At 61.9% G+C, this 24,301-nt stretch carries 21 protein-coding genes; 5 read left to right on the forward strand and 16 right to left on the reverse strand.

Annotation, left to right across the window (positions count from 1 at the left end; all coding sequences use genetic code 11):
- Position 1 precedes the first annotated feature (1 nt).
- The 4 genes from AOZ07_RS11575 to AOZ07_RS11590 form a co-directional block, all read right to left on the reverse strand.
- Positions 2-1,858 (reverse strand): HsdM family class I SAM-dependent methyltransferase, encoded by a 1,857-nt coding sequence (locus AOZ07_RS11575; protein ID WP_060702137.1) that lies wholly within the window; start codon positions 1,856-1,858, stop codon positions 2-4.
- Positions 1,859-1,864: 6 nt separating this feature from the next.
- Positions 1,865-2,974: a redox-regulated ATPase YchF gene (gene ychF, locus AOZ07_RS11580; protein ID WP_060702138.1), complete on the reverse strand. Its 1,110-nt coding sequence runs from the start codon at positions 2,972-2,974 to the stop codon at positions 1,865-1,867.
- Positions 2,975-3,035: 61 nt separating this feature from the next.
- The gene (locus tag AOZ07_RS11585; RefSeq protein ID WP_060702139.1) at positions 3,036-4,133 is read right to left on the reverse strand and encodes a 4-hydroxy-3-methylbut-2-enyl diphosphate reductase; all 1,098 of its coding nucleotides are present in this window, start codon (positions 4,131-4,133) and stop codon (positions 3,036-3,038) included.
- Positions 4,134-4,233: 100 nt separating this feature from the next.
- Positions 4,234-5,589: an SH3 domain-containing protein gene (locus AOZ07_RS11590; protein WP_194943655.1), complete on the reverse strand. Its 1,356-nt coding sequence runs from the start codon at positions 5,587-5,589 to the stop codon at positions 4,234-4,236.
- Positions 5,590-5,722: 133 nt separating this feature from the next.
- Between AOZ07_RS11590 and xseA the strand changes: the two genes are divergently transcribed.
- The gene (gene xseA / locus AOZ07_RS11595; protein ID WP_060702141.1) at positions 5,723-6,985 is read left to right on the forward strand and encodes an exodeoxyribonuclease VII large subunit; all 1,263 of its coding nucleotides are present in this window, start codon (positions 5,723-5,725) and stop codon (positions 6,983-6,985) included.
- Between the two features lie 32 nt (positions 6,986-7,017).
- Positions 7,018-7,248 carry an exodeoxyribonuclease VII small subunit gene (locus AOZ07_RS11600; RefSeq protein WP_060702142.1) on the forward strand — a complete coding sequence of 77 codons (231 nt, stop codon included), beginning with the start codon at positions 7,018-7,020 and terminating at the stop codon, positions 7,246-7,248.
- Positions 7,249-7,265: 17 nt separating this feature from the next.
- Here the strand turns inward: AOZ07_RS11600 and AOZ07_RS11605 are convergent, their stop codons facing one another.
- From AOZ07_RS11605 to AOZ07_RS11620, 4 genes are all read right to left on the reverse strand, one after another.
- Positions 7,266-8,129: a PPK2 family polyphosphate kinase gene (locus tag AOZ07_RS11605; RefSeq protein WP_060702143.1), complete on the reverse strand. Its 864-nt coding sequence runs from the start codon at positions 8,127-8,129 to the stop codon at positions 7,266-7,268.
- A gap of 248 nt (positions 8,130-8,377) precedes the next feature.
- Positions 8,378-9,598 (reverse strand): pyridoxal phosphate-dependent aminotransferase, encoded by a 1,221-nt coding sequence (locus AOZ07_RS11610; RefSeq protein ID WP_060702144.1) that lies wholly within the window; start codon positions 9,596-9,598, stop codon positions 8,378-8,380.
- A 109-nt stretch (positions 9,599-9,707) separates the two neighbouring features.
- Complete coding sequence (locus AOZ07_RS11615) at positions 9,708-10,613, reverse strand: glycine betaine ABC transporter substrate-binding protein (RefSeq protein ID WP_060702145.1); 906 nt, start codon at positions 10,611-10,613, stop codon at positions 9,708-9,710.
- Between the two features lie 40 nt (positions 10,614-10,653).
- Positions 10,654-11,124 (reverse strand): NUDIX hydrolase, encoded by a 471-nt coding sequence (locus AOZ07_RS11620; RefSeq protein WP_060702146.1) that lies wholly within the window; start codon positions 11,122-11,124, stop codon positions 10,654-10,656.
- 112 nt (positions 11,125-11,236) lie between these two features.
- Here AOZ07_RS11620 and AOZ07_RS11625 point away from each other — a divergent pair, with 112 nt between their 5' ends.
- Positions 11,237-11,743, forward strand: a complete 507-nt coding sequence (locus AOZ07_RS11625; protein ID WP_060702147.1) for an Lrp/AsnC family transcriptional regulator — start codon at positions 11,237-11,239, stop codon at positions 11,741-11,743.
- Between the two features lie 88 nt (positions 11,744-11,831).
- Here AOZ07_RS11625 and AOZ07_RS11630 read toward each other — a convergent pair whose 3' ends face one another.
- Positions 11,832-12,692, reverse strand: coding sequence for a hypothetical protein (locus AOZ07_RS11630; protein ID WP_060702148.1), 861 nt, complete (start codon positions 12,690-12,692; stop codon positions 11,832-11,834).
- 174 nt (positions 12,693-12,866) lie between these two features.
- Positions 12,867-13,493 (reverse strand): GNAT family N-acetyltransferase, encoded by a 627-nt coding sequence (locus AOZ07_RS11635; protein WP_060702149.1) that lies wholly within the window; start codon positions 13,491-13,493, stop codon positions 12,867-12,869.
- An 86-nt stretch (positions 13,494-13,579) separates the two neighbouring features.
- Here AOZ07_RS11635 and AOZ07_RS11640 point away from each other — a divergent pair, with 86 nt between their 5' ends.
- Together AOZ07_RS11640 and AOZ07_RS11645 are read left to right on the forward strand one after the other, a co-directional pair.
- Positions 13,580-14,194, forward strand: coding sequence for a 5-formyltetrahydrofolate cyclo-ligase (locus AOZ07_RS11640; RefSeq protein WP_060702150.1), 615 nt, complete (start codon positions 13,580-13,582; stop codon positions 14,192-14,194).
- Between the two features lie 200 nt (positions 14,195-14,394).
- The gene (locus AOZ07_RS11645; protein ID WP_060702151.1) at positions 14,395-14,988 is read left to right on the forward strand and encodes an RcpC/CpaB family pilus assembly protein; all 594 of its coding nucleotides are present in this window, start codon (positions 14,395-14,397) and stop codon (positions 14,986-14,988) included.
- An 8-nt stretch (positions 14,989-14,996) separates the two neighbouring features.
- On the opposite strand, the gene AOZ07_RS11650 is transcribed toward AOZ07_RS11645, so the two are convergent.
- From AOZ07_RS11650 to AOZ07_RS11675, 6 genes are all read right to left on the reverse strand, one after another.
- Positions 14,997-15,314 (reverse strand): hypothetical protein, encoded by a 318-nt coding sequence (locus AOZ07_RS11650; RefSeq protein ID WP_060702152.1) that lies wholly within the window; start codon positions 15,312-15,314, stop codon positions 14,997-14,999.
- The gene (locus tag AOZ07_RS11655) at positions 15,311-19,531 is read right to left on the reverse strand and encodes a DUF4011 domain-containing protein (RefSeq protein ID WP_060702153.1); all 4,221 of its coding nucleotides are present in this window, start codon (positions 19,529-19,531) and stop codon (positions 15,311-15,313) included. The genes AOZ07_RS11650 and AOZ07_RS11655 overlap by 4 nt, the downstream gene beginning before the upstream one ends.
- Positions 19,532-19,753: 222 nt before the next feature.
- Entirely contained in the window at positions 19,754-21,340 is a 1,587-nt protein-coding gene (gene guaA, locus AOZ07_RS11660; protein ID WP_060702154.1) for a glutamine-hydrolyzing GMP synthase, read from the reverse strand.
- Between the two features lie 158 nt (positions 21,341-21,498).
- Positions 21,499-21,963, reverse strand: a complete 465-nt coding sequence (locus AOZ07_RS11665) for a DUF3817 domain-containing protein (RefSeq protein ID WP_098945508.1) — start codon at positions 21,961-21,963, stop codon at positions 21,499-21,501.
- A gap of 47 nt (positions 21,964-22,010) precedes the next feature.
- Entirely contained in the window at positions 22,011-22,820 is an 810-nt protein-coding gene (locus tag AOZ07_RS11670) for an SURF1 family cytochrome oxidase biogenesis protein (protein ID WP_060702156.1), read from the reverse strand.
- A 210-nt stretch (positions 22,821-23,030) separates the two neighbouring features.
- Complete coding sequence (locus AOZ07_RS11675; RefSeq protein ID WP_060702157.1) at positions 23,031-24,182, reverse strand: GuaB3 family IMP dehydrogenase-related protein; 1,152 nt, start codon at positions 24,180-24,182, stop codon at positions 23,031-23,033.
- Between the last annotated feature and the right edge of the window lie 119 nt (positions 24,183-24,301).

Below are 24,301 nucleotides of genomic sequence, written 5' to 3' on the forward strand. Positions count from 1 at the left end.
CTCAGTCCCGCCTTCCCATGACGTCTGAGCTTTTCAGGATAAAGAGCGCATAGTCTTTCAGCGCGCCCTCGAACGACTCTCGGGTCAAGGAAGAGTAATCGGTTTCCATGTAGGCCTCTGCAACCCACTCATCCTTCGCTCCCACTCGCTGCGTAACAGCCTGGCCAGGCTTGACCTCGCGGTTGCGATACATCTCAATCCACTTGTCACGAACATCAAGCCAAGTGTTGTTCCTGTCGACACGGCCGAGGTTCTTGACCTTGACGAAAGTGTCGTCGCGCCAATATCCGAACCAAGTCTTTCTGTCCGACTTGGCATGCGGCACACCTGCGGTGAACACCATGATGCAAGTAATTACGCCGACTGGGTAGAACAGTTCCGGCGGCATCGACATAACGGCTTCGAGCGTGTGCTTCTTCAACAGATTACCCTTGTGGACACTCGGGGAGGTGGCGCAGGAGACCGGCACGATCGCGATCCCGGTGCCTCCCTTCTCGAGGTTGTCGAGCATTTGCTCGACGAAGCGCAGCTCGTGCAAATCTTCTTTCGTCTTCGCATAGGGCGGGTTGACCATCCCCACGTTAGCATTGTGCGCCTTCACGCCTCTGGCGATCGCGGTGTCGAAGCAAGAGCCCTGGTAGAGGTTCGCCTTCCCGTCGCCGCGCAAGATCATGTTCGACGCACCAAGCGCATACATGCTAGGGTTCTGTTCGACGCCGATCAGTCGGTTCTGCTTGATGTCGGCGACGTCGGCTTCCGTCGTCGCGCTCTTGATCATCTGCATCATCGCCGAGATCAGGAACCCGCCGGTGCCGGCACAGATGTCGAGGACTTTGTCGTCCTTGCTTACGTTGGCTATGAGGCCGAAGAGCTCAGTGACGTGGCGAGGTGTAAGGACGATGCCGAGACCTTTGCCATCGCCGCCCGTGTACTTCAGGAACTCGCCGTAGAACGCGCCCACAACATCGAAGTCATGGTAAATCGTCAAGAACGGCATGACCTTGTCCGCGAGCATCGTGACGATCTCGTTCAACAAGCCCTTCGGATAGCCCTTAGTCGGCTTGCGCAGCTCCGGGTGCACCTGGATGCCGGTGAACGGCTGCGTCATGTTCTCGAGCTTCGCGACCGGCAGCTTCGCCTCTCGGATCACGCGTTTGATCGACTGGATCCAAAATTCGGGCAGCTCGCTCGCAGGGTAGGAGTCGTAGGTCTTGGCGAAGATCTCATCGTTGAGCGCGATCAACGTGCCGGCGACAGCGAGCGGTTTCTCTTTCTCCTCGAGCTCGGCCTCGTCGCGCATGAACTCGTGCATCTCCATCGAGAACGCGATTAAGTCGTGCTCGCGCTGCCGCTGGACACGCGGGTCAAAGGACGCGGCCGCGATAAGGTCATTCAGCCCGATCATGGTGGTGACCGGCGCGCCGGTGGGAGAGACAAGATCCTGCTCTTGCGAGGACCCCTTCGGGGTAACGAAGAACGACCAGGCATTCGTCCGCGCGGTGCCCGAGACGGCGATCGAGATCACGGTGTACGACGACGAAAGGTACCGGGCGTAGTGGAGAACTCCGTCGACCGCGTAGTCTCTCGGGTGGTCGCGATCTGCGGACTCGTGATGCTTGATGTCGGCCTTGCACTCGACGAGCACCACCATGTCCGGGGTGCCAGGAGCGGTGATGATGAACTCGGGGTAGCCGGCGGCTTTGCCCTTGCCCGTCTTGGACGCCTTGGACAAACCCTTGCGAATCTCCTGCACCACCGACTGCTGCTTCTCTACAACGATAGCGTCGTGGTCATCGTAGTAGCCAAGGTCACGGAGATGGGACTCCACGAGGTCCTCCGTGATGCGCTCGTTAGCCATGCAGCATCACTTCTTGCCTTGGGACGCAGAGGTTATTCCGTGCCGGAACTCCACAACGTCGCCGTCCTTCATGATGTAGTCCTTGCCTTCGATGCGGGCCTTGCCAGCGGACTTGGCGTTGGCGATGGAGCCCAGCTCCACCAGATCATCAAAGGCCACAACCTCGGCCTTGATGAAGCCACGCTGGAAGTCGGTGTGGATCACGCCGGCGGCTTCCGGAGCGGTCGCGCCGCGGCGGATGGTCCACGCACGGGTTTCCTTTGGACCAGCGGTCAGGTAGGACTGCAGGCCCAAGGTGTCGTAGCCAACGCGAGCCAGCTTGTCCAGGCCGGACTCTTCGATGCCGGCATCTTCCATCATCTCGGCAGCTTCGTCTTCTTCCAGCTCGGCCAGCTCGGATTCGAACTGGGCGTCCAGGAAAATCGCCTCGGCAGGTGCCACCAGCTCGGAGAGCTTGGCCTGCATCTCGGTGTCGGCCAGCCCGGCCTCATCGGTGTTGAACACGTAGATGAATGGCTTGGTGGTCATCAGCTGCATTGGAGCGAGCTCTTCAAGATCGATGCCCTTGGTCTTGCCAGCGGCGAACAGGGTGATGCCCTCTTCAAGCACCTTCTGCGCGTTGAGCACTGCATCCAGGAAGGACTTCTCGATCTTCTTGCTGCGCAATTCCTTCTCAAGGCGTGGCAGCTGGTTCTCGATGGTCTGCAGGTCGGCAAGGATCAGCTCGGTAGCGATGGTCTCGATATCCGAAGCCGGGTCCACCTTGCCGTTCACGTGGATGACGTCGTCATTGACGAATGCGCGGGTGACCTGGCAGATCGCGTCAGCTTCGCGGATGGTGGCCAGGAACTTGTTGCCCAGGCCCTCGCCCTCGGAAGCGCCCTTGACGATGCCAGCGATATCCACGAAGGATACGGTGGCTGGCAGGATGCGCTCGGAACCGAAGATCCCGGCGAGCACCTTCAGGCGCGAATCTGGCAACGGCACGACACCCACATTGGGTTCAATGGTTGCGAACGGGTAGTTGGCTGCCAGTACCTGGGCACGGGTCAGCGCGTTGAACATGGTGGACTTGCCGACGTTGGGCAGTCCGACGATTCCGATAGTAAGAGCCACGGGAGAAAATTCTACCTTTTGCTAGTGATGAGCGCGCAATTGCCTGCGGCGCAGGAATTCTTTAGTTGGACTGCGGGCGGGTGCCGCGGCCGCCCAGGGCGCGGTCCTCGTCGCCGGCTTCCTTGAGCTTGCCGCGGATTTCCTTGGGCAGCGAGAAGATGATGTCCTCTTCGGCGGTGGTCACCTCGGCCACGTCGGTGAATCCGTAGTCGGCCAGCAGCGAGACGACCTCGCGCACCAGCACCTCGGGCACCGAGGCTCCGGAGGTCACGCCCACGGTGGAAACGCCCTCGAACCAGGACTCGTCCACTTCGTTGGCGAAGTCCACGCGGTAGGCGGCCTTGGCCCCGTGATCCAGGGCCACCTCGACCAGGCGCACCGAGTTCGAGGAATTGGCCGAGCCGACCACGATCACCAGGTCGGCCTGCGGGGCGATGTTCTTGATCGCGGCCTGGCGGTTGGTGGTGGCGTAGCAGATGTCATCGCTGGGCGGATCCTGCAGATTCGGGAAGCGCTTGCGCAGCCGGCGCACGATCTCCATGGTCTCGTCCACGCTCAAGGTGGTCTGCGAAAGCCAGATCAGCTTGTCCGGATCCTTCACCTGCACGGTGTCGGCTTCTTCCGGATTGTTCACGATGGTGGTGACCTCCGGAGCTTCCCCGTAGGTGCCCTCGACCTCCTCGTGGCCTTCATGGCCGATCAGCAGGATCTCGTAGTCGTTCTTGGCGAAGCGCACGGCCTCGCGGTGCACCTTGGTGACCAGCGGGCAGGTGGCGTCGATGGTCTGCAGGTTGCGGTCCGCGGCGGACTGGACCACCGCTGGAGAGACGCCGTGGGCAGAGAAGACCACCAGGGCGCCCTCGGGAACTTCCTCGTTTTCCTCCACGAAGATCGCTCCGCGGGACTCCAATTCGGAAACCACATGGAGGTTGTGCACGATCTGCTTGCGCACGTACACCGGAGGCCCGTAGTGCTCCAGGGCCTTCTCGACAGCCACCACGGCGCGATCCACGCCGGCGCAGTAGCCGCGCGGGGCCGCAAGCAGGACCTTGCGCTCGGAAACCTGCGGGGACGCAGCGGCGATCTCGGCCGGGGTGCGGCGAACGCGCGGGATCCGTGGAACTGGCAGCGATACCGGGATGGAAGTGGAAGTAGCCATATCTCTAGTCTACGAACTGCATGCAAGTTAGCCCATGCTCATATGATGCGCGCCACCATCTGCCGGCTGTGAGTTCTGCCTCCACGCTCCCCCTGCCCGCTCAGCAAGGCAGCGAGCTGGGCAGCTTCACGCTGGTGCGCACGATCGATCCAGCGCCATCCGATCCCCGGTAGGCACGGCAAACCCCGATGCCGCGGTTAGCCAAATTGGCTTTGATCTGGCGCAGCGAATCCGGTGAGAACCCGTACCACTGCATGTGCATCAAGACGGTGTCGCCAGCAACCGCTGCGGAAGCGCGGGAAATGGTGATCGACTTGGATTTCACGTCCCAGTCCTCGGTATCCCTCGTCCAGATCCACATGGCCATGCCGCGGCTGTCGTAGCCGCAGCGCACCGATCCATCCACGGCACCGTAGGGCGGGCGCCCGAAGTTGGTGTGCACGCCGGTGCCGCTCAATTGAGCCCCGGCCTGTTGGCAACTGAGCGGGCGCAGATCGGGGTGGCTGATCGAATGGTTGATAACCCATTGGCCCTTGGCCCGGGCCAGGCTGGGCAGGTCCACCCCGTAGCGGGATTTGTAGGAGGCAATGCAATCACCCGTGGGAGCGAGCACCAGGCCGATATTGGCGCTGGCGGCATAGTCGATGGCCGCCTTGTACTCGTTCAGGGTGCGCGGGCAGTCATCAAAGGTCAGCACGACTCGCGAGGTCCGGTTCGGGCCGCTATACAGCGGAGCCGACGGCGGCTTGGGATAGGTGGTCACATAAGTGCCGCTGACCCAGCCGGTATATCCGCCATAGCTCACCTTGTACCAGCCATTGGAGGCCCGCGCGTAGGCGGGAACCGTGGTTCCTTTCGGGATGGTGATCAGGATCCGGTAGCTGGTCGAGGTGCCGGTGCGCAGATTCAAGCTGTCGAGAGTTCGCACATTGGCCGCGACCACGTAGTAGTCGCTGACATACCCGGTGCGCCCGGAATAGCTGACCTTGTACCAGCCGCTGGAGGCCCGCCCCAGGACCGGCACGGAGGTGCCTTTGGGAACGCTCAGCAGCACGGAATAGGCGGTGGACGGCCCGGTGCGCAGGTTCAGATTTGCCGTGGTTCGGACCCGGGCAGGCAGGTCGATGGACAATTCGCTGGCCACCGTGACGCTAGCCGCTCGCGCCACGGGCGCTACGCTGCTTGCCGGAGTGGCCGCCGCAGCCAACGGAATAGAACCGGCGATGAGGCCAGCAGCGAGCGCGAGGGCTCCGAGCGAGCGAGTGGCAAGGCCATGAAAATTTTCCCCAAGCATGTTGACTGCGTCCTTATGAAGTTGTTCCCCAATGCTCAACAGTGTCCGCGTGCGATGGGCACCGGGCAATAGCAAGGCCAAGGCTTGACCAAATTGTTGGAAATACTCCTTGCGACCCGTGGCCACCAGGGCAACGACCACAAAATTCACCCGTTTTGTCACCAATGCTCCACTTTGCTGGCGCCCTCACCCCTGCCCCTAATCCGCTGAACCGTCGGCCTCATGCGGTAGTCTCACTTGTGCAGCAGCAACGCGCAGGCTGGTGCAACGTTTCGATTCCCAAGGAGCGGCCCGGATGGAGCCCCAAACAGCAGCGAGCTTGCCAAGCACGGCAGGGCAGACCACGGCGGATAATCCTTGGCCGTTGCGAGTCCTTTCGGAAAAGCTCAAAATCCATATTGAGAACTCCCCCTTCGCCTGGGTTGAAGGGCAGCTTCTGGAAGCCAATGTGCGCAACGGGCATGCCTACCTGACCCTGCGCGATGTCGATGCAGACAATTCGTTTTCGGTGACCATCTGGTCCTCGGTCATGCGCAAGCTGGAGACCACGCCACAGGTTGGCTCCCGCGTCGTTGCCCGCGTCAAGCCAAGCTTTTATGCCAAGACCGGGCGCCTTTCGCTGAACGCCACCGACCTGCGGCCGGTCGGCCTGGGCGAGCTATTGGTGCGCCTGGAGCGGCTACGCCAAGCACTGGGCGCCGAAGGCCTTTTCGACCCGGGCCACAAGCGGGCGCTCCCGGTGCTTCCAGGACGCATCGGCTTGATCACCGGACGCGACTCGGATGCCGAAAAGGATGTGCTGCGCAATGCCACGCTGCGCTGGCCCTCGGCACAGTTCAGGGTCATCAATACCGCAGTGCAGGGTGTGGACGCTGCCACCCAGGTCATGGCGGCGCTCAAGGAACTCGATGCTGATCCAGAGGTTGATGTGATCGTCATTGCCCGCGGCGGCGGCGCTTTGGAAGACCTTCTGCCGTTTTCCAATGAGGAGCTGGTCCGCGCGGTCTTCGCCGCGCAGACCCCGGTGGTCTCGGCCATTGGCCACGAGGCTGATCGGCCGATCCTCGACGACGTGGCGGACTTGCGCGCCTCAACCCCGACGGACGCGGCCAAGCGCATCGTTCCGGATCTCAATGAGGAATTCAGCGGATTGCAGTTGGCACGCAACCGCCTTGAGCGTTCCATCAACAATTTGCTGGAGCGCGAGGCCCAATTGCTGGCCGCCGTCCGTGAACGTCCGGTGCTGGCCAACCCGCAGGTCATGGTGACCAGCCGTGCCGAGGACCTGGCCCGCTATCGGCAGCGTTCCAGCGACCTATTGCACTACCGGGTGCAGCGTGCCCGCGACGAGATTACCCATCTGAAATCGCAGGTTCGCGCCCTCTCCCCGCAACAGACCTTGGACCGCGGCTATTCGGTCACCCAGTTGGCCGACGGCAGCATTGTGCGTGAAGCCGCCAACGCTCCGGTCAACACCGAAATCTTCATTCGGCTGGCATCGGGCCAATTGGCGGCGCAAACCACCGAATCCCTGCCTGCCGGCGACGCCGCACGCTAACTCGAACCAACGCGAACTACCCTGGAGCCATCATGACTGCACAAATCCCTGAAGATATTGCCAAGCTCTCCTACGAGCAAGCCCGCGAAGAACTGCTCACCGTGGTCAACCAGCTGGAGACCGGCGGCGTGGCCCTGGAGGCTTCACTGGCTTTGTGGGAACGCGGCGAAGCCCTTGCCGCCCACTGCGAAAATTGGCTCAATGGAGTTTCGCAGCGCCTGGAGCAGGCCCGCGCCAAGCAGGTCGGCGCAGACTCGGAATAATCCTGATTGGCTGAAGGCTACCTGGTGGCTTCCAGCCGGGCTTTTTCAGCGGCCACATCGAAGTCGGCTGCTGGCCATGGCACGGTAATTTGCTGCAGCGTGTCCAACAGCAGCTCCGCAACGCACAGCCGCGCCCGCCATTTCTGATCCGCAGGAACTACCTGCCATGGGGCTGCAGAATTATCGGTCCGGTTGATGGCGATCTCGTAGGCCTGCTGGTAGTCCTCCCACAGCAAGCGGTCATCGATATCCCCGGGCGAGTACTTCCAATGCTTGTCCGGGCGTTCCAGGCGTTCAGCCAGGCGCTCGTACTGCTCCTCCTTGCTGATATGCAGCATGACCTTGATCGGGTGGATGTTCTGCTGTGCCAATTGCTTCTCAAAGTCCACGATTTTCATATAGCGAGAATCAAGGATGTCCGGGCTGGCCAGCTGCTTGACACGAGCGATCAAGACGTCCTCATAGTGGGAGCGGTCAAAGACTCCAACCATTCCCCTGCCTGGCAAGCGCTTGGTGATGCGCCACAAGAAATCATGGGCGGATTCCTCGGGCGTGGGAGCCTTGAACGCATGGTGCTCCACACCTTGGGGATCCAGCATGCCCATCACGTGGCGCACAATGCCGCCCTTGCCCGAGGTATCCATGCCCTGGAGAACCAGCAGCACCGAAGGCGCGGCCTGTCCCTGAACCGATGCCGCGAAGAGCCGTTCCTGGAGATCCGAGAGCGGCTGGGCGATCTCTTCCATGCGCTGTTGCGCTGCCTTCTTGTTCTGTGGCGCATCGTCGGGCCACCACCCGGGATCCTTGGTTGCCCTTTGTGAAAGTTTCAGGCCCGGCTCGGCACGCAGGGCTTCGAGCAGGTTCGCGGGGTATGTGCTCAAGGCAGGCTCCTTCTTCGGTCTTCACTACCGTGAATCTGGATATTTGCCAGCGTACTGGCATTAGCCCGCGGTGTCTCGAAGATTGAATTGGAACGGTGAGTCTTTTCAAGAATTGATCGCCCGGCAAGCCGAGAGTTCTGGATCAGCCAACTGGCTCGGAAGGGTTCCACAGATGAATTTGGACAAAAGAAAACACCATCGCACGACCACAATTAATGGCCGTTGTGCGATGGTGTTTTCCGTTGCTTCTATGCGCGGGCGCGCCAGTCCTCCAAGAACTGTCCGATCCGTCCCACAGCGTCGGTCAAGTCCCGCACGCTAGGCAGGGTCACCAGCCGGAAATGGTCGGGACGCACCCAGTTGAAGGCGGTGCCCTGGGTAATCAGGATTTTCTGCGCCTTGAGCAGTTCCAAGGCGAAAACCTCGTCGTCGTGCATCGGATACACTTCTGGATCCAGTTTCGGGAACATGTACAGCGAGCCCTTGGCCTTCTGCACCGAGACTCCTGGGATGGCCGAGAGCAGGTCATAGGCCGCATCGCGCTGTTCCAGCAGGCGTCCGCCGGGCAGGATCAAGTCGTTGATGGACTGGTATCCGCCCAACGCCGTCTGAATCGCATGCTGCGCTGGCACGTTGGCACATAAGCGCATATTGGTCAGCAGGTTGATGCCCTCGATGTAGTCCGCGGCCTGGTGCTTGGGGCCGGAGATGGCCATCCAGCCTGCGCGGAAACCACATACGCGGTACGCCTTGGACAATCCGGAGAAGGTCAGGATCAGCACGTCATCGGCTAGCGAAGCGGTGTTGATGTGCACTGCGTCTTCGTAGAGGATCTTTTCGTAGATCTCATCCGAGTAGACAATCAGACCATGCTTGCGCGCCAGTTCCAGAATCCCTTCAAGGGTTTCCTTCGGATAGACGGCACCGGTGGGGTTGTTCGGGTTGATGACCACGATGCCCTTGGTGCGATCGGTGATCTTGGCTTCCATGTCTTCCAGGTCGGGAAGCCATCCCTCTTCCTCGGTATTCAGGTAGTGCACCGGGGTGCCACCGGCCAGCGAAACCGATGCGGTCCACAGCGGGTAGTCAGGGGCGGGGATCAGGATCTCGTCGCCGTTGTTCAATAGCGCATTCAGCGACAGGGTGATGAGCTCGGAAACACCGTTGCCAAGGTAGATGTCGTCCACGCCAATGGTCTGGATGCCACGGGTCTGATAGTACTGCGAGACCGCGGTACGAGCAGAAAGGATGCCGCGGGAATCCGAGTAGCCCTGGGCATTTGGCAGGTTGCGAATCATGTCGACAAGCACCGCGTCGGGCGCCTCGAAGCCGAACGGCGCGGGATTGCCGATGTTCAGCTTCAGGATACGGTGCCCTTCGGACTCCATGCGCTGCGCATGCTCCAGCAGCGGACCGCGGATGTCGTAGAGGACGTTGTGCAGTTTCGTCGATTGCTTGAATTCTGCCATGATTACACTTTCTCATGTCAGGTGTGCAGAACACACCTTATTACTCGGCCACCGTCAGGTGGGGCCGAAATCCTTGGTGGTCGAATTGCTTAAGCGGTGCCATGCGCTGCTAGTCGATAATCCATTCCCAGCGGGTCGCCGCCTGCGCGGGCTTCATCGCCCCGGGCCCGGTGACCATTCGATTCAAATCCACCAAGGTCTGCTGTGACAGATCCCCGGTGATTTTGTTCAACTCGCCGCGGGCCTTGTCATCCACGTTGCCGTTGGCCAGCAACATGAAAGGCTGCGCGTCAAAGAGCTTGGCGGTATCGGAAATGATCATGAAGCCCTCATCGGAAATCATCGCGTTGCCGGCGCTCAGGGCGACGGCGCGGTCCACTGAAGCTCGCAGCTGAGTCGCAAGATCAGCGCTCTCCACCACAGAAACCTTGGGCTTCTCGCAACCTTCGGTTTTGAGTGCCGCTTCCAGATTCTTCGTCTCCGAATCATCGGTAATGATCGTGATCTTCTGGCAATCACCAGCCAACGAGGACAGGGAATCAACACTGTGGGTTTGCGCCTCGGCCGAGCTCATCACAAGGACTTTGCCTGAATCAGCGGCGCTCAGCTCCAATGCGGCGACCTTGCCATCCGAATCATTGATCTCGGTGCGCAAATTCTTCAAGTCATCAACGGAGAGCACACCGTCTTCGCCTGTGATGCTGGCGGCGTCCTTGGACATGCCCAGCGCAGCTCCTGCGTAATCCACGGCGATGTCCGCCTGCCCGTCAAGTACTTGCTGATAGGGGTTGTCCGTGGACTTGTTGATCTCTACGTCGTATCCCTCGGCCGCCAAAGCATTCTTGTAGACCTCGGCTAATGCCTGCTGCACCGGCTGCCCGCCACGTGCCAACTTCAAAACTGCGGCCTGGTTCGACTCAGCCGGAGCCGCCGGTTCGTTGTTGGTGCAAGCAGACAGTGGCAACAACAGGGCAAGGCACAGGACACCAAGACTGGAGGTTTTTCGCAAGTTCATATCCCTATTGATTCTATGGCAGAGTTTTTTGATTCGACGGTTACTCGCGAGGCGCGGTCAGTCGCAAAATGCTGTCCACCCGCTCGATGCAATTGAGCTGGCCGATTTCTTCGCGCGAGAACCACGCGGCCTGGCTGGTAGATCCATTGACCTCATGGCGCAATTCGCCGCCGGTAAGTTTCGCCCGGTAGGTCACGGCCACGGTTTGCATCGGATGCCCTTCACCCGAGTAGCGTTTTGCTCCGGGAATCACACCGGTGGTGACATCCAGCAGTGAAAGCTCCCCCACCGCGTAACCGGTCTCTTCATACACTTCGCGTTTGGCGCCTTCGACAATTGGTTCGCCCAGGTCGATGCCGCCGCCGGGAAGCGACCAGCGAGGCGTGAATTTTGGATCACGATGGCGCATGTCCCAGAGCGTCAGCAGTATCTTTCCTTCGTGTTCCACCAAGCAGTAGGCCGCAAGCCTGGTATCGAAGAATTCACCGGTATGCTCTGAACGTCGTGTCATAACCCCAATATATCGGTTTGTTCACCGTTTATTTTCCCTATCGCGCAGGGCATGAGCTGGTTTATTGGCCAAATATCGCGCTGAAGGCTTGCGAATGTGATGAAATATTCTTATGGCCCAGCACTCAGAGCATTCTTCAAACGTCGATCTTGATGAAATAGATCGAATCATCATCGACGAATTGGTCGCCAACGCGCGCATCTCCAATGCCACGCTCGCCCAGCGTGCAGGCATCGCCCCCTCCACGGCCCTGCTGCGCACCCGCTCACTGGTTGAGCGCGGCATCCTCACCGGCTACCATGCAGAGGTTGCTCTCGGCACTGTGGGCCGCACCGTCCAGGCCCTGATCTCGGTGAAGCTTCGCGCCCATGACCGCGAAAAGATCGATACCTTCGTGGAGCGCATCCCCAGCCTTCCAGAGGTGCTCTCGATGTTCCACGTTTCGGGCGGAACCGACTACCTTCTGCATATCGCTGTCGGGTCAACCGACCACTTGCGCGACTGGGTGCTGGACAACCTGGCCACCGACGAATCGGTGGGCCACACCGAAACCACTTTGGTCTTTGCCCACCACCGCGGCAACCGTGGACCACTGCCCTCAGACGACATGATGAGCTAGCCGGCACCCCAGGAACTCAGCTCCCAGGCAAAGCGATGGCCCCCACCGAATTTTTCGGTGGGGGCCATCGGCCTCTGGTGCGAAATCTTTATGCGCGGCGGCGCTGCATCACTGCATCCAAGTTCAGCCGCGGCTTGGTGCTGGAAACCGAAAGATCAGCCGCAGGCAAGGTCCCGGTAACTGGAGGAACAGTTTCGGCCACGGGCGCCTCGGGCTCCTTGGGAGCCGATTCCTTGGCGTGCTCTTCACGCTTGACGGCTACCGAGGTCACGGCGGCACGCTCTTCAGCGGAAACTTCCGAAGCCAGGCGCTTGGCGTCTTCGGAGGCCTTCAGGCTGATCTGCTTGCTTGGGCGCAGCGGCTCTTCCGCTGGAAGCGGAGCTTTCGGCATGCGTTGGGCAGCGGTTTCGCTGGAAGCCTGGGCAACCTTGGCGATGCGTTCAGATGCCGCAACATAGGTTGGCTTCGGCACGCGGGTTGGCGTCCAGGTATCAGGCTGCTTCACGCCGCCATGGCCGTGGGCCACACGCAGCGCTTCGGCGCGAAGTTCTTCCGCAGTAATAGCTGGCGCGCGGCGGGAGGATCCCGGACGAGCGTCAAAGACCTCTTCGCCTTCGTGCTTGCGGGCGATGACCTGGTTGGCTGAGTCTTCGAAGGCCGGAGTCTGCATCGCCTTCTGGCGGGTTGCTTCCAAATGCTCAAGCAGCTTGCGGTTCCGGTCCCGGACCGCGAGCATGCGCAAGGTGGCGAATGAGAGCACTGCGACCAGGGCGAAGATCCCTACTGTTCCGAAGGACAGTGCGGTGAAGGGGGCCAAAACGACTCCGAGGACGGTGGCGATAACTGCCAGCGCGCCCACCAGCGCGACGGACAATCGGCCATAGCGCACACGTATCTTGAGTTTGGTCGCAGCAACTTCCTGCGAAGCGCTCTGTGACGTGCCAGCCATCTGCGTCCTCCATCACCGATTGAGTCGGTCAACTTCCTTAGAACCGGGTACGGCTCTTTCAAATCAACCCTATGCAACCTTTCTTGCGGTGACACGCACATATGTCGGTGTGTCTATAAGTTTTCAGCACTACTTTGCGTGTTTCCAAGGGCTATCGGCTGAAGAAACTCGCATTCAAGCTTTGCGTTCGTAGATGCGTTCGAGCATCGTGCTGGAAAGCTCTTCACGGTTCAAGGCAAAGGTCCGATGATCACGCCACGCGCCATCGATGTGCAAGTACGCCCGGCGCACCCCTTCGTCCCGGAATCCCAGCTTCTCGACTACGCGCAGGCTCGGGGCATTCTCGGGGCGGATGTTGATCTCAAGGCGATGCAACTGCAGGTCATCAAAACAGTGATCAACCACCAGCGCACATGCTTCGGGCATCAGCCCGAAGCCTGCATGGTTGCGATCAATCCAATAGCCGATGGAAGCAGTGCGCGCGGCACCGTATTGGACAGCGGACAGCGATACCTGTCCGATCAATGGCGGCCTGGACTGATGCAGCTGTGGCAGGACAATGGCCCATGAATAGCCGGTGCCGTCCCGCGCCGCCTCATCCTTGCCGGCGATCATCTGCCGATAAGTCATAGACTCCGGCGGCCCCATCGGGCTGGTGGGATCCCACGGGCTTAGCCATTGCGCATTGGCATACCGCAAGTTGATCCATTCGGTCTCGTCGCGCATGGTCAACTGGCGCAGCAGCAAACGGTCCGAACCCAGTTCGGGAACCAGCTGCGAGGCACGGCGAGAGAAGAACATGAGCACATCTTAATACTCCCGGGTGGCTTAAATGCATTGCATTGCCGGCCAGATGCAATTCGTTGCATTTTGCGTAAGCTGGTGCCATGACTGCGAACCCTGCGAACAACCACGACACCGAGAAGAATGCTGTCCGCGCGTCCATCCGAGCGGCCAGAGATTCAATGGATACCCGGACGCGTGCCGAGCTTGGCGAAAAGCTGGCTGGAACAGTTCTCGGATATCTGGCGCAGAGCACCGGTATTGTCCGCAAGGTTGCCGCCTATACTTCCTCCCCCGGCGAGCCTGATACCGCGAAGCTCCTGGATGCCATGGTCGATGAAGGCATTGAGGTGTTCCTGCCCGTATGCGAACCAGGGTTCGCCTTGTCCTGGGCTGCCTATGTGCCGGGGATTGAATTCCAGCGCAGCACCCTGGCCCCGGTGATGGAACCGGTAGGGCCACGGCTGGGAACGCAGCTGTTTGATGACATCAATACGCTGATCATCCCGGCGCTTGCCATCGATGAGCAAGGGCTTCGCCTGGGACAGGGCGGCGGCTACTACGACCGCTTCCTGCCGCTCATCGAGGATTCACCGGTGCGGGTCGCGGCAATCGTTTACGACAATGAATTCGTCCCTGCCGGCACCTTCCCTGTCGCCGAGCATGACCAGCCGGTGGACCTCGTATTCACCCCTGCACAGGTGCACCAGATCATCTAGGGCGCGTGTCGCCGGGTTCCCGCTTACTCACATTTCGCAACCGGGCGAGCCAAGCGGTGGACGTCCACAGCTTGCATGGGAGGATGAACTATTTCTCCAGGCCCTCCACGGCGCCCCGTCCCCCAACGATTCCCCGGCCGAAACTGCGTCCTGTCCGCACGCGCAGCGAACTGCTGCGGCGCTATCGGAAGCCCCTTGCCATGGCCTTTGCGCTCTTGGCCTTGGCTGGTGTGCTCAATGTCTTTTCTTCGGGGCAATTGACCCAGCGCGAAGTGGTCATAGTGACCAGCGATATTGCCGCAGGAAGCGAAATCTCCGCCACCCATATATCGCTGCAGACCGTTCGGCTCGACCCGCAGGATGAGGAAGTTTTCCATTCCCCCGAACAGCTGGTTGGCCAGCGCATCGCGGTGGGCCTCAGCGCAGGAACGGTAATTCGCAAGTATGCGTTGGTGGGCGAGCAACTCCTAGCCGGCAGCGCTGAAGGCACAGTAGCCGTCCCGTTGCGCTTGAGCGATCCCGCAACGGTGACCCTGCTTCATCCCGGCCAGCTGGTGGACATCGTCCTGACCACCGGTGACGGTTTTGACCGCGAGATCGCCTCGCGCACTATTGCCCAATCGGTGCCGGTGCTGTGGGTGCCGCACAGTGCCGCTGATTCCGAGTTCGGCATGCTCAACGGCGCGGCCCCGACCGGTGAAGGGATTATCGTGGTCGCGGCGGCCAGCAGCCTCTCGGATGACCTGTCCGGCGCGGTGTCGCGGGGCAAGGTCTCAGCCGTCTTGGTCAACTAGCCGGGAGCTCAGCCCCAGTGCGGCGGCTTTTCCCGCTTCATGTCCTCGGCGAGATCTTCTTTCGCTTCGCCCCACATCCGGGGGTCCTGGTCCTTGGCGACAAATTCAGCCAATGGATCAGCGCTGCGTTGCGCCTGGTTTCGGGCAATAGCCGAGGCCGGGCCATCAGCGGATTGCGGGTCCGCCAAGGCACGGTCAACCGAGGCCGAGTGCGGAACCGGAGTGTAGCTTCCGGTAAGTTGAACGCGCTGTTCCAAATGCTGTGGTGGTGCGACAACGCGCGGCCGCTTGCGGCGGCCGCGCGTTGGTTCTTGCTCAGAAGTCATGACTCCTTGGGCTCCGACCGCTCAGCGGACTGGCTGGCTGGAACCGGTGCTGGGGTGGCGTTCGCCTGCGCGTCGGCAGCCGATGTTTCCGCGGCCTTGGCTTCCTTGCCATCAGCCTGCTTCTCGCCAGAAGGCTCGCCGGCCGCACCCTGCTTGGTCTCCAACTTGGACTTCGCCGTCTTGAGCAATCCGGTCTTTTCCTTGGGCGCTGGTTCGGTGGTCACCTCGCGGGCTGACACCGGGCGGGCTGCTGCCACAGCACTGCGCGAAGGCGAATCCCCGGAGGGTGCCGGGCTGCTCGATGATTTCAGCGCCAGGGCCCTGGCCAGGCGTTCGGTGACGGCTCCCGGGTCGGTGAACACGTCAATGGTCCACAGCGGGACGTAGCGCCAGCCATGCTTCTCGAAGAATTCCGGGCGCAGCCGGCTGCGCTCGCGAACGGTCAGCTCGGAATAGTGCTCGGTGCCGTCATACACTACCGCCAACGGGCGGATTCCAGTGTCAGCGGCATCAAAGACGTGGGCTGAGAGGTCGAGTACTCCGCGGTAGTCTTCCGAGACGATGGCCCCGCGTTCGCGCAGGCGGCGAGCCAAGTCAGAGACCAGCGGGTCAAAGCGCGGGTTGCGCATGGCGCTGACTCCCGAGTCCCCGGCCTCAACGCGGCCGAAGAGCTCGAAGAACTGGCGGGCGCCGCGGTAGACGCGGTTCAGATCCACATCTCCTGGCAACAGGCTGGAGACCAGGGTCATGCGGCTTCGCGAACGAGTCATCGCAGCGACAAAGAGCTGTTCTCCGCCTTCGCGGGAGAGCGCGCCGAATTCGTGCAAGGTCTTGCCGTGCGGAGTGCGCCCATAGCCCCAGGCAAAGATCACGGCATCACGGCGCAGGCCGATCAGGCGGTCCATGGTGGTGACAACGAATGGTTCCTGCTTGGAACGCAGGTAGTCCATGGCGTACTTGTGATTTGGCAGCTGGACCCGAATGGCTTCGGCAATGGCTGCCGCGTGGCTGCGATTCGAGGCGATGACGGCCAGGGATTCGCGGCCCTGGTTCTTGAAGTGCTCGAAGACCAGGTCGACAACGCGAGCCACCTCGGCCGCGGTGGTCTGCACGCCATCTTCGCTATTGGACAGCGAACCGGTGGCGTCAGGCACGTACTCGCTGCGCAGCAGCGGCGAATTGCCGCTGATATTCACGGCCATCGGCAAGCGCGAGATACTGGAGTCGTAGTAGGTGGTGGACAGCTGCTCCACCAGTCCCTCGTCAATCCCCCGGTACACGGTGGACAGCGAACCCGAAACCAGGACCTTGTTCAGCGCGCTGAGCGCCGAACGCTCCTGCTGGAGTTCCACCGCGCGGGCGGTCGGGTCAACCGAGACTTCAAAGCGCTTTGGCCCGCCAAGCATTTCATCGCCGATGGCGATGACCTGGCTGGAGCGCCGCAAGGCATCAAGGACCTCGCGCAGGGCAAGGTAGTTGGCTTCCAGGAGGATGACCGCGTCGAATTCCGCGTCTTCTGGCAGCGCGCTGCCCAGCAGCAGCGGAGCCGAAACGATCACCGGCGTCAGCGAGTTGGCCAGCGGGGCGCCGAGCTGCAAGAGGCCGGCAATGCTCGGGTTGCCGGACTTGAGCATCTCGCGCAAGGCCCGCGAACCGGCGCGGTGGTCGGCCAGGGCGGCCTTCCAGTTGCGCGACAGGGCCCAGCGGATGCGCTGCGGGCCGGCAGCGATATGCGCGCCGTCGGCCAGGCGGTAGTCGGCTTCGATTTTCTCAAGCTTGGAGCCGTCGTTCATCGCCAGGAAATCATCCCCGGAAATCATGGCGTCCAGGACGGACTGCCACCAGGCAAGTTCCAGTTCGCTGTCTACCGCGTCGGCATCGATCTCGCGCTCGGCGAAGTCATCCAGCAGATCGCCCAGTCCGGCTTCGGCCAGCTGCTCGGAGATCAGGGTGCGCTCGGGCAGTTCTCCCAGATCTTCGCGGCGGTCAACCAGCGCTGCGATGGTATCGAGCAGCTCGGCGATCGGCATTTCTCGCAAGCGCGAGCCCAGGGCCGCTGGAAGCATGCCCGCCAGCTTGTCGATCCGGGCTCCTGCGTCATGGTAGCCGGCTTCAACATCCAGCAATCCGCCGGGAACCTGCGGGTTGCGCTGGCTGGTGGCGATGGCGCGCCAGGCGTCGCGCTGCACCGATACTGCCTGCAGGGCTGCCTGCAGGTCGGCGACGTGCATGCCCGGGCGGACGTATTCCTTGGCGATCTTGCGCAGCCGGGAACGGACGATGGAGCCCATTTCCACGCCGTGCTCGCGGCGCCATGCGCTGGTGGCGGTGGCCGCGATCAGATCGTCGATGTCGCCCTCGAAGATGTCCGATTCGAACTTGTCCAGCGAACCGCGCACGGCGACAAGCAGCTGGAGCTGGTCGCCCCACTTGTCGTAGCTGTCTTCCAGCCGGATCTGCGACTGCTTGGCGATCTTCTCCATGTGCTCGTGGAGAATTGGCAGGTCGCGGCCCAGGCCGCTGGCCAGGTTCAGGGCCTGCTCGGTGGCTTCGGCATTGCGCAGCGGCGCACCGTGCCATGGGCTGGTGGTGTGCTCCTTGGAGTACGCGCCGAGCTGTGCCGCGCGCTTGAGCTGCGCGGCAACATGGCCGCGCTGCCCCATGGAGTCGAGGACCGAGCGCTTCAGGCGCACGGTGGTTGATGGCGCCAGTTCCAGCGCGGAGAGCCGCGCCAGCTCCTGCATGGCCTGGTACGGCGAGCAGCCCCAGCGGCTGCGGACCGAGTGCAGCGACTTGACGTGTTCGTGCAGCGCGTGGCGGGATTCGCGCAGGCGCTTGAAGAGCGAGCCGAGCTGCGGCTCGCTGGCCTTCTCGTTGCGCAAGATGGCCTTGGTGAGCAAGGTGCGCAGCTGTTCTGGATCCTCATTGGGTTCCAGCAACAGGCTCGAGGCATCCAGCTGTTCGTTGAAAAGCTTCACGAATTCTTCGGCGGCTGAGCGCTGCTCGGCCACCACCAGTACGCGCTTGCCCTGTGCGGCCAAGAGCGCGGCGGCGTTCAGCGCGGTCTGGGTGGCACCGGTGCCGGCGGCCGCATTGATGGCTACCGATTCCCCGGCGGCGACGTAGTCGAGCATCTTCGACTGCGACTCATCGGCATCCAGCAGGTAGAGCTCGTCTTCCGGGTCGCGTTCATCCGAGGACTTGACCAGGGTGCTGCTGCCGGTGTGGACCTTGCGGGTGGAAGGTTCCTCCACGGCGCCGGCATCGGATTGCTTGCGCGGGCGGGTGCTGTCCTTGAGGATGTTGCGCACCCGGCGAAGACGCGAGCTTCCCTCTTCGGCGGACTTGGCTTCCTCGGGCTTGGCATCTGCCGCTTCGGGCGCGTCGCCGGTCGGCTTGGCGGTTTCAGGCTTGGCAGCCGCGGTGTTTCCCGGCTTGGCTGCCACCAGGTTGGCCAGTGCTTCGGAGGCCTTGGAGTCAGCGGAGTCCTTGGCCTGCTTTTCGCTCAGGTCCTGGCGGATCAGCGCCTCGATGACCGGGTGCGATCCGGTGAGCTTGGCCGGGTCTGCCGGGTCCATCAGCTCGGAGAAGGTGGACAGCAGCAGCCGGTGGCCCACGACCACGCCGGGCACTTCTGCCATCTGGTGGCGCAGCGCGTCCATGCCGCGCACCGGATCAAAACGGGCAATGGAGTAGGCGGCGGAGTCAACGGCGCTGACATCCACCGTGGCGTTGTGGTCTGCCTCGAATTGGCGGACGAATGCCGGGGAGACGGTGGCACGGCCAACAAGCTGCAGGTCGTAGTCGTCGGCATCAACGTGCTTGGTCAGGGTGATCCGGCCCAGCATGATCGGCGCGGAGACCGGTTCGCTCTTGCCCTCGTGCACGGCACGCCAGTTGGCGACACCGGCGGCCAGGTAGCCGACGTCGATGCCGCGCTCTTCCCAGAGCTCGCTGATCTTCGAGGCCAGGGCGCGGGCGGTGCGCCGCGCGGTGGCGTACTGCTCGGCATCATGCAGCAGCGTAGAGAGCCGGGTGCGCCGTCCGGCAAGAAATTGCGCCAGCCCGGAGGGATTGGCATGGGTGATGTCGATGCTGTTGGACGTCGACGGGGCAAACCGCAAGGTGGTATCTGCACCCGCGCTTTGTCCCAGGGATTTCACCCAGGTTGCTACCCGCTCGGCGGCAGCATTCTGTCCACTAGCCACGACAGTCATTCCCTTCACTGAACCGACCACTTTCGGGCGCACTGCGGTGCAGAGGCGCCTCTTTCTAACGTAGTGCACAAGCCCGGCAGATCAGGGATGCGAAACACGTTTTAACTGCGGGAAGCGGAACCGCAACCGGTGGGCGCACCCGTTTGAGGTGCAGCTCACCGGCAGGCCGGTTCCGCTTCCGATCCACCAGCCGAAGCTGCGTGGACTAGCAGTATTGCGGGATTACTCCCACTCGATGGTTCCTGGCGGCTTGGAAGTCACGTCCAGCACCACTCGGTTGACCCCATCGACCTCATTGGTGATGCGGTTGGAGATCTTCGAGAGCAGATCGTAGGGCAGGTGCGACCAGTCCGCGGTCATGGCATCCTCGGAGGATACCGGACGCAGCACGATCGGGTGGCCGTAGGTGCGGTGATCGCCCTGCACGCCTACCGAGCGCACGTCGGCGAGCAGCACTACCGGCATCTGCCAGACTTCCTCATCCAGTCCTGCTGCGGTCAGCTCGGCGCGAGCGATCGCGTCGGCCTTGCGCAGGATGGACAGGCGCTCCTCGTTGACCGCGCCAATGATGCGGATGCCCAGGCCCGGGCCGGGGAATGGCTGGCGGCCGACGATTTCCTCTGGCAGGCCGAGCTCGCGGCCCACGGCGCGGACCTCGTCCTTGAACAGGGTGCGCAGCGGCTCGACCAGTTCGAACTGCAGGTCCTCGGGCAAGCCGCCCACGTTGTGGTGGCTCTTGATGTTCGAGGTGCCTTCGCCGCCGCCGGATTCGACGATGTCCGGGTACAGGGTGCCCTGGACCAGGAACTTCACCGGCTCGCCCTCGGAAGCGGCCTCGGCGATGATCGCCGCTTCTGCCGCTTCGAAGGCGCGGATGAATTCGCGGCCGATGATCTTGCGCTTGGTCTCCGGGTCGGTAACCCCGTCCAGAGCAGAAAGGAAGCGCTCGCGCTCATCGGCAATGTACAGCTTGGCGCCGGTGGAAGCGACAAAGTCCTTTTCAACCTGCTCAGCTTCGCCTTCGCGCAGCAGGCCGTGGTTGACGAAGACACAGGTCAGCTGGTCGCCGATGGCGCGCTGCACCAGGGCAGCTGCAACAGCGGAGTCCACGCCGCCGGACAGGCCGCAGATGGCCTTGCCGGTGCCCACCTGGGTGCGGATGCGCTCGATCTGCTCCTCGGCGATGTTGTCGGCGGTCCAGTCGCCGGCCAGGCCCGCACCGTTGTACAGGAAGTTCTCCAGGACGTCCTGGCCGAACTCGCAGTGCTTGACTTCCGGGTGCCACTGCACGCCGTAGAGGCGCTTTGCCTCATTGGCGAAAGCAGCGACCGGAGCACCAGCGGTGGTGGCCAATACTTCGAAGCCCTCTGGAGCTACGGAGACGGAGTCGCCGTGGCTCATCCACACGGTAGGAGCCTGTGCGGCCCCGGCCAGGATGGAGCGTGCTTCGCCGTCAAAGGCGGTTGCGGTGCGGCCGTACTCGCGCAGGCCCGTCTCCGCAACGGTGCCGCCCAGGGCGTTGGCCATGGCCTGGAAGCCATAGCAAATGCCCAAGACCGGCACGCCGGCTTCAAACAGGTCGGCCCCGACGGAAGGGGCGCCATCGGCGTAGACGCTGGAGGGACCACCGGAGAGGATGATCGCTGCAGGGTTCTTGGCCAGGATGGCTTCGGTGGACAGGGTGTGCGGAACGATCTCCGAGTACACACGGGCCTCGCGTACGCGGCGAGCGATAAGCTGCGCGTATTGGGCCCCGTAGTCGACGACCAGAACCGGCTTATGTTCTGGATTGAGGGGAGCAGTAGTCACCGTTACAGTCTACGCGGTTCGCCGCCCGCGAAACAGCCGGAGAACTGTCATCAGCGTCACCAAGCGCCAAGCCGCCGACCCTAAGCCCTGCCATGCACGCAAACAGCGGGCAAACCAGGTGTTCTGGTTCGCCCGCTGGCTGATGGGTTCTTGCCCTATTAGTAGCGCTTGGCGGCCTTGGGGTGGGCGGCCAATTCGCGGTCCACTTCTGCATGCACCTTGGACTCGGTGTAGAAGGACAGGAATGGAATCACGCCGCCGAGAGCGATCGTAATGAAGCGCATAAATGGCCAGCGCATCAGCGACCAGAGGCGGAAGTCAGCGAACAGGTACACCACATACAGCCAGCCGTGGGCAATCAGGATCCCCAGGGAGATGTTCGCTCCCCCGACTACTTCGGCGCGGTTGTACAGGCCGATGGAGTTCGCTGCCCCGTCTGCCAGGGTGCCGCCGACAAAGAGTTCCAGGGACCAGAAGTACTTGAAGATCATCTCCACGACCAGCAGCAACAGCATCACACCGGTGATGTAGGCAAAGACCTTGTAGAACTTTGCGGCGCTGCGAATCTGCGCTGGGGTGCCGCCAAATTTCCTTGGCTTCGGTGCGGGGGTGGTGCTGGACATGGCTGGTGGTTCCTTCCGAGTCATGAAAGAGGTCGGTATGCGTGATGCTAGTCGTTCGTGGTGCCCGGCGGGCTCTGTCCGGTGCCTGCATCGCGGGCTTGGGCGGCCCGCTCGGCAATCTCATCGAGGTCCCGCTGATAATCATCGCGGACCATGCGGTACCAGAGGAAGACTGCGAAGCCGGCGAAGAGCACCCATTCGATTCCGTAGAAGACGTTGAGCCAGTTGACCTGGGCTTCCTGCGGCTGTGGCCCGACGTAGATCATGTCGATGCCGGGCTGTTGAACGCTCTGGCCCTTGATGGTGGTGATCTCGTGGGCTGAGATGAATCCGTCATAGAGGACCGAATCCCACATATTCGCCAGCTGCGCTGAAGCGATCGATGGGAGGGTCTTGCTGCGCAGGTCGTGCTCGTTCTCCGGGCCTTCGCTCGGCAGCAGGCGACCGGTGATTTTCAGTTCGCCCTGAGGAGCTGCCGAAGGCGTGGTTTCCTCTGGCTGCCAGCCGCGCACTACCGCTATGCCTGCATCCTGCTTCGCGCCATCAACCTTGAATTCGCTGATGACCCAGACGCCTTTTTTGCCGTTTTCGATTCGCTCGTCGATGAGCTGGTCGGTTCCGGGAACAAATTCACCGGTGAAGGTGACGATTTGATCCGCTTTGGTGCCCAGAAGCTCGGTGCCGATCTCTTGGTGATTGATCAGTTCTACCGGCTTCTCGGTCTTGTCGACCTTGACAATGGGCTCGCTCTCGGAGGCGCCGAACTGCCAACCCGAGAGGGCGACGAATCCGGTGGCGAGGGCGAGCGCGGCAATGAGGGCGCCGATCCACTTGGGCTTCAGAGCGGTTTTAAACACCCTCTAACCGTACTTCTATTTGGTGTAGAACTCGAAATAATGAGGGCGTGAGATTGGCCTAACAACCATATTTTTGGTTCTTGGGAACGAACCACGCAGGCTGTTCGTTGAGTTCCAGCGCCCAAGGCTGCGCACGCAGACCCGAGGGACGACGTCGTTAAACGAATCGAGCCCAGTTCATTTTCGTGAACTGGGCTCGAATCCTGGAGATCAGTAGCGGTCAGACTCGTATGGGGAAAGCACCACGTCTACACGCTGGAATTCCTTCAGGGTCGAGTAGCCGGTAGTGGCCATCGAACGGCGCAGTGCGCCCACCAGGTTGGAGGTTCCGTTGGTTTCATGGGATGGGCCATAGAGGACCTTTTCCAGGGAACCGACGGTGCCAACCTTGGCACGGTCGCCACGTGGGCTGGCCTCGTGAACCGCTTCCATGCCCCAGTGGTAGCCGGCGCCTGGTGCTTCTTCGGCACGAGCCAGTGCGGTGCCGAGCATGACAGCGTCGGCGCCCATGGCGATGGCCTTGACGATGTCCCCGGAGTTGCCCATGCCGCCATCGGCGATGACGTGGACATAGCGTCCGCCGGACTCTTCGATGTAATCGCGGCGTGCAGCAGCTACGTCAGCAATGGCGGTAGCCATCGGCGCGTGGATGCCCAGGGTGCGACGGGTGGTCGACGAAGCGCCACCACCGAAGCCGACCAGGACACCGGCAGCACCGGTGCGCATCAGGTGCATTGCCGGGGTGTAGCCAGCGGCACCGCCAACGATGACAGGGACGTCGAGTTCATAAATGAACTGCTTGAGGTTCAGTGGTTCCGTGGTCTTCGAGACATGCTCAGCCGAAACGGTGGTGCCGCGGATGACAAAGATGTCTACGCCGGCAGCAACTACGGTCTTGTAGTGCTCTTGGGTGCGCTGTGGAGTCAGCGATCCGGCAACAACAACGCCGGAGTCGCGGATCTCGGAGATGCGCGAGGTGATCAGTTCCGGCTGGATGGGTGCCGAGTACAGTTCCTGCAGCTTGGCGGTAATCTTCGGGTCGTTGCGGGTTGCCGCCTCGGACTTCAAACCGGCGATTTCAGCCAGCACGGCTTCCGGGTTCTCGTACCGAGTCCACAGGCCTTCGAGGTTCAGCACGCCCAAGCCGCCGAGCTTGCCCAGGGCAATGGCGGTGGCCGGCGAGGTCACCGAGTCCATCGGTGCGCCCAGGATAGGGGTGTCGAATTGGAATGCGTCAATCTGCCAGGACACCGAAACGTCCTTCGGATCACGGGTACGGCGATTCGGTACGATCGCTACGTCGTCCAGGGAATATGCCTTTTGTGCCCGCTTGCCGCGGCCGATCTCAATCTCATTGCTCACCTAACTAGGTTACCAAGTCTCGGCCGAATTCCCGCTTTTCATAGAGCTACGGCACTCTGTCGTGACGTTTCCAAAGCCCCGCTTAGCAACAAAACTGTCAACGGAACAGACGAAAATAC

The sequence above is a fragment of the Glutamicibacter halophytocola genome (genome assembly GCF_001302565.1).
GTDB lineage: Bacteria > Actinomycetota > Actinomycetes > Actinomycetales > Micrococcaceae > Glutamicibacter > Glutamicibacter halophytocola.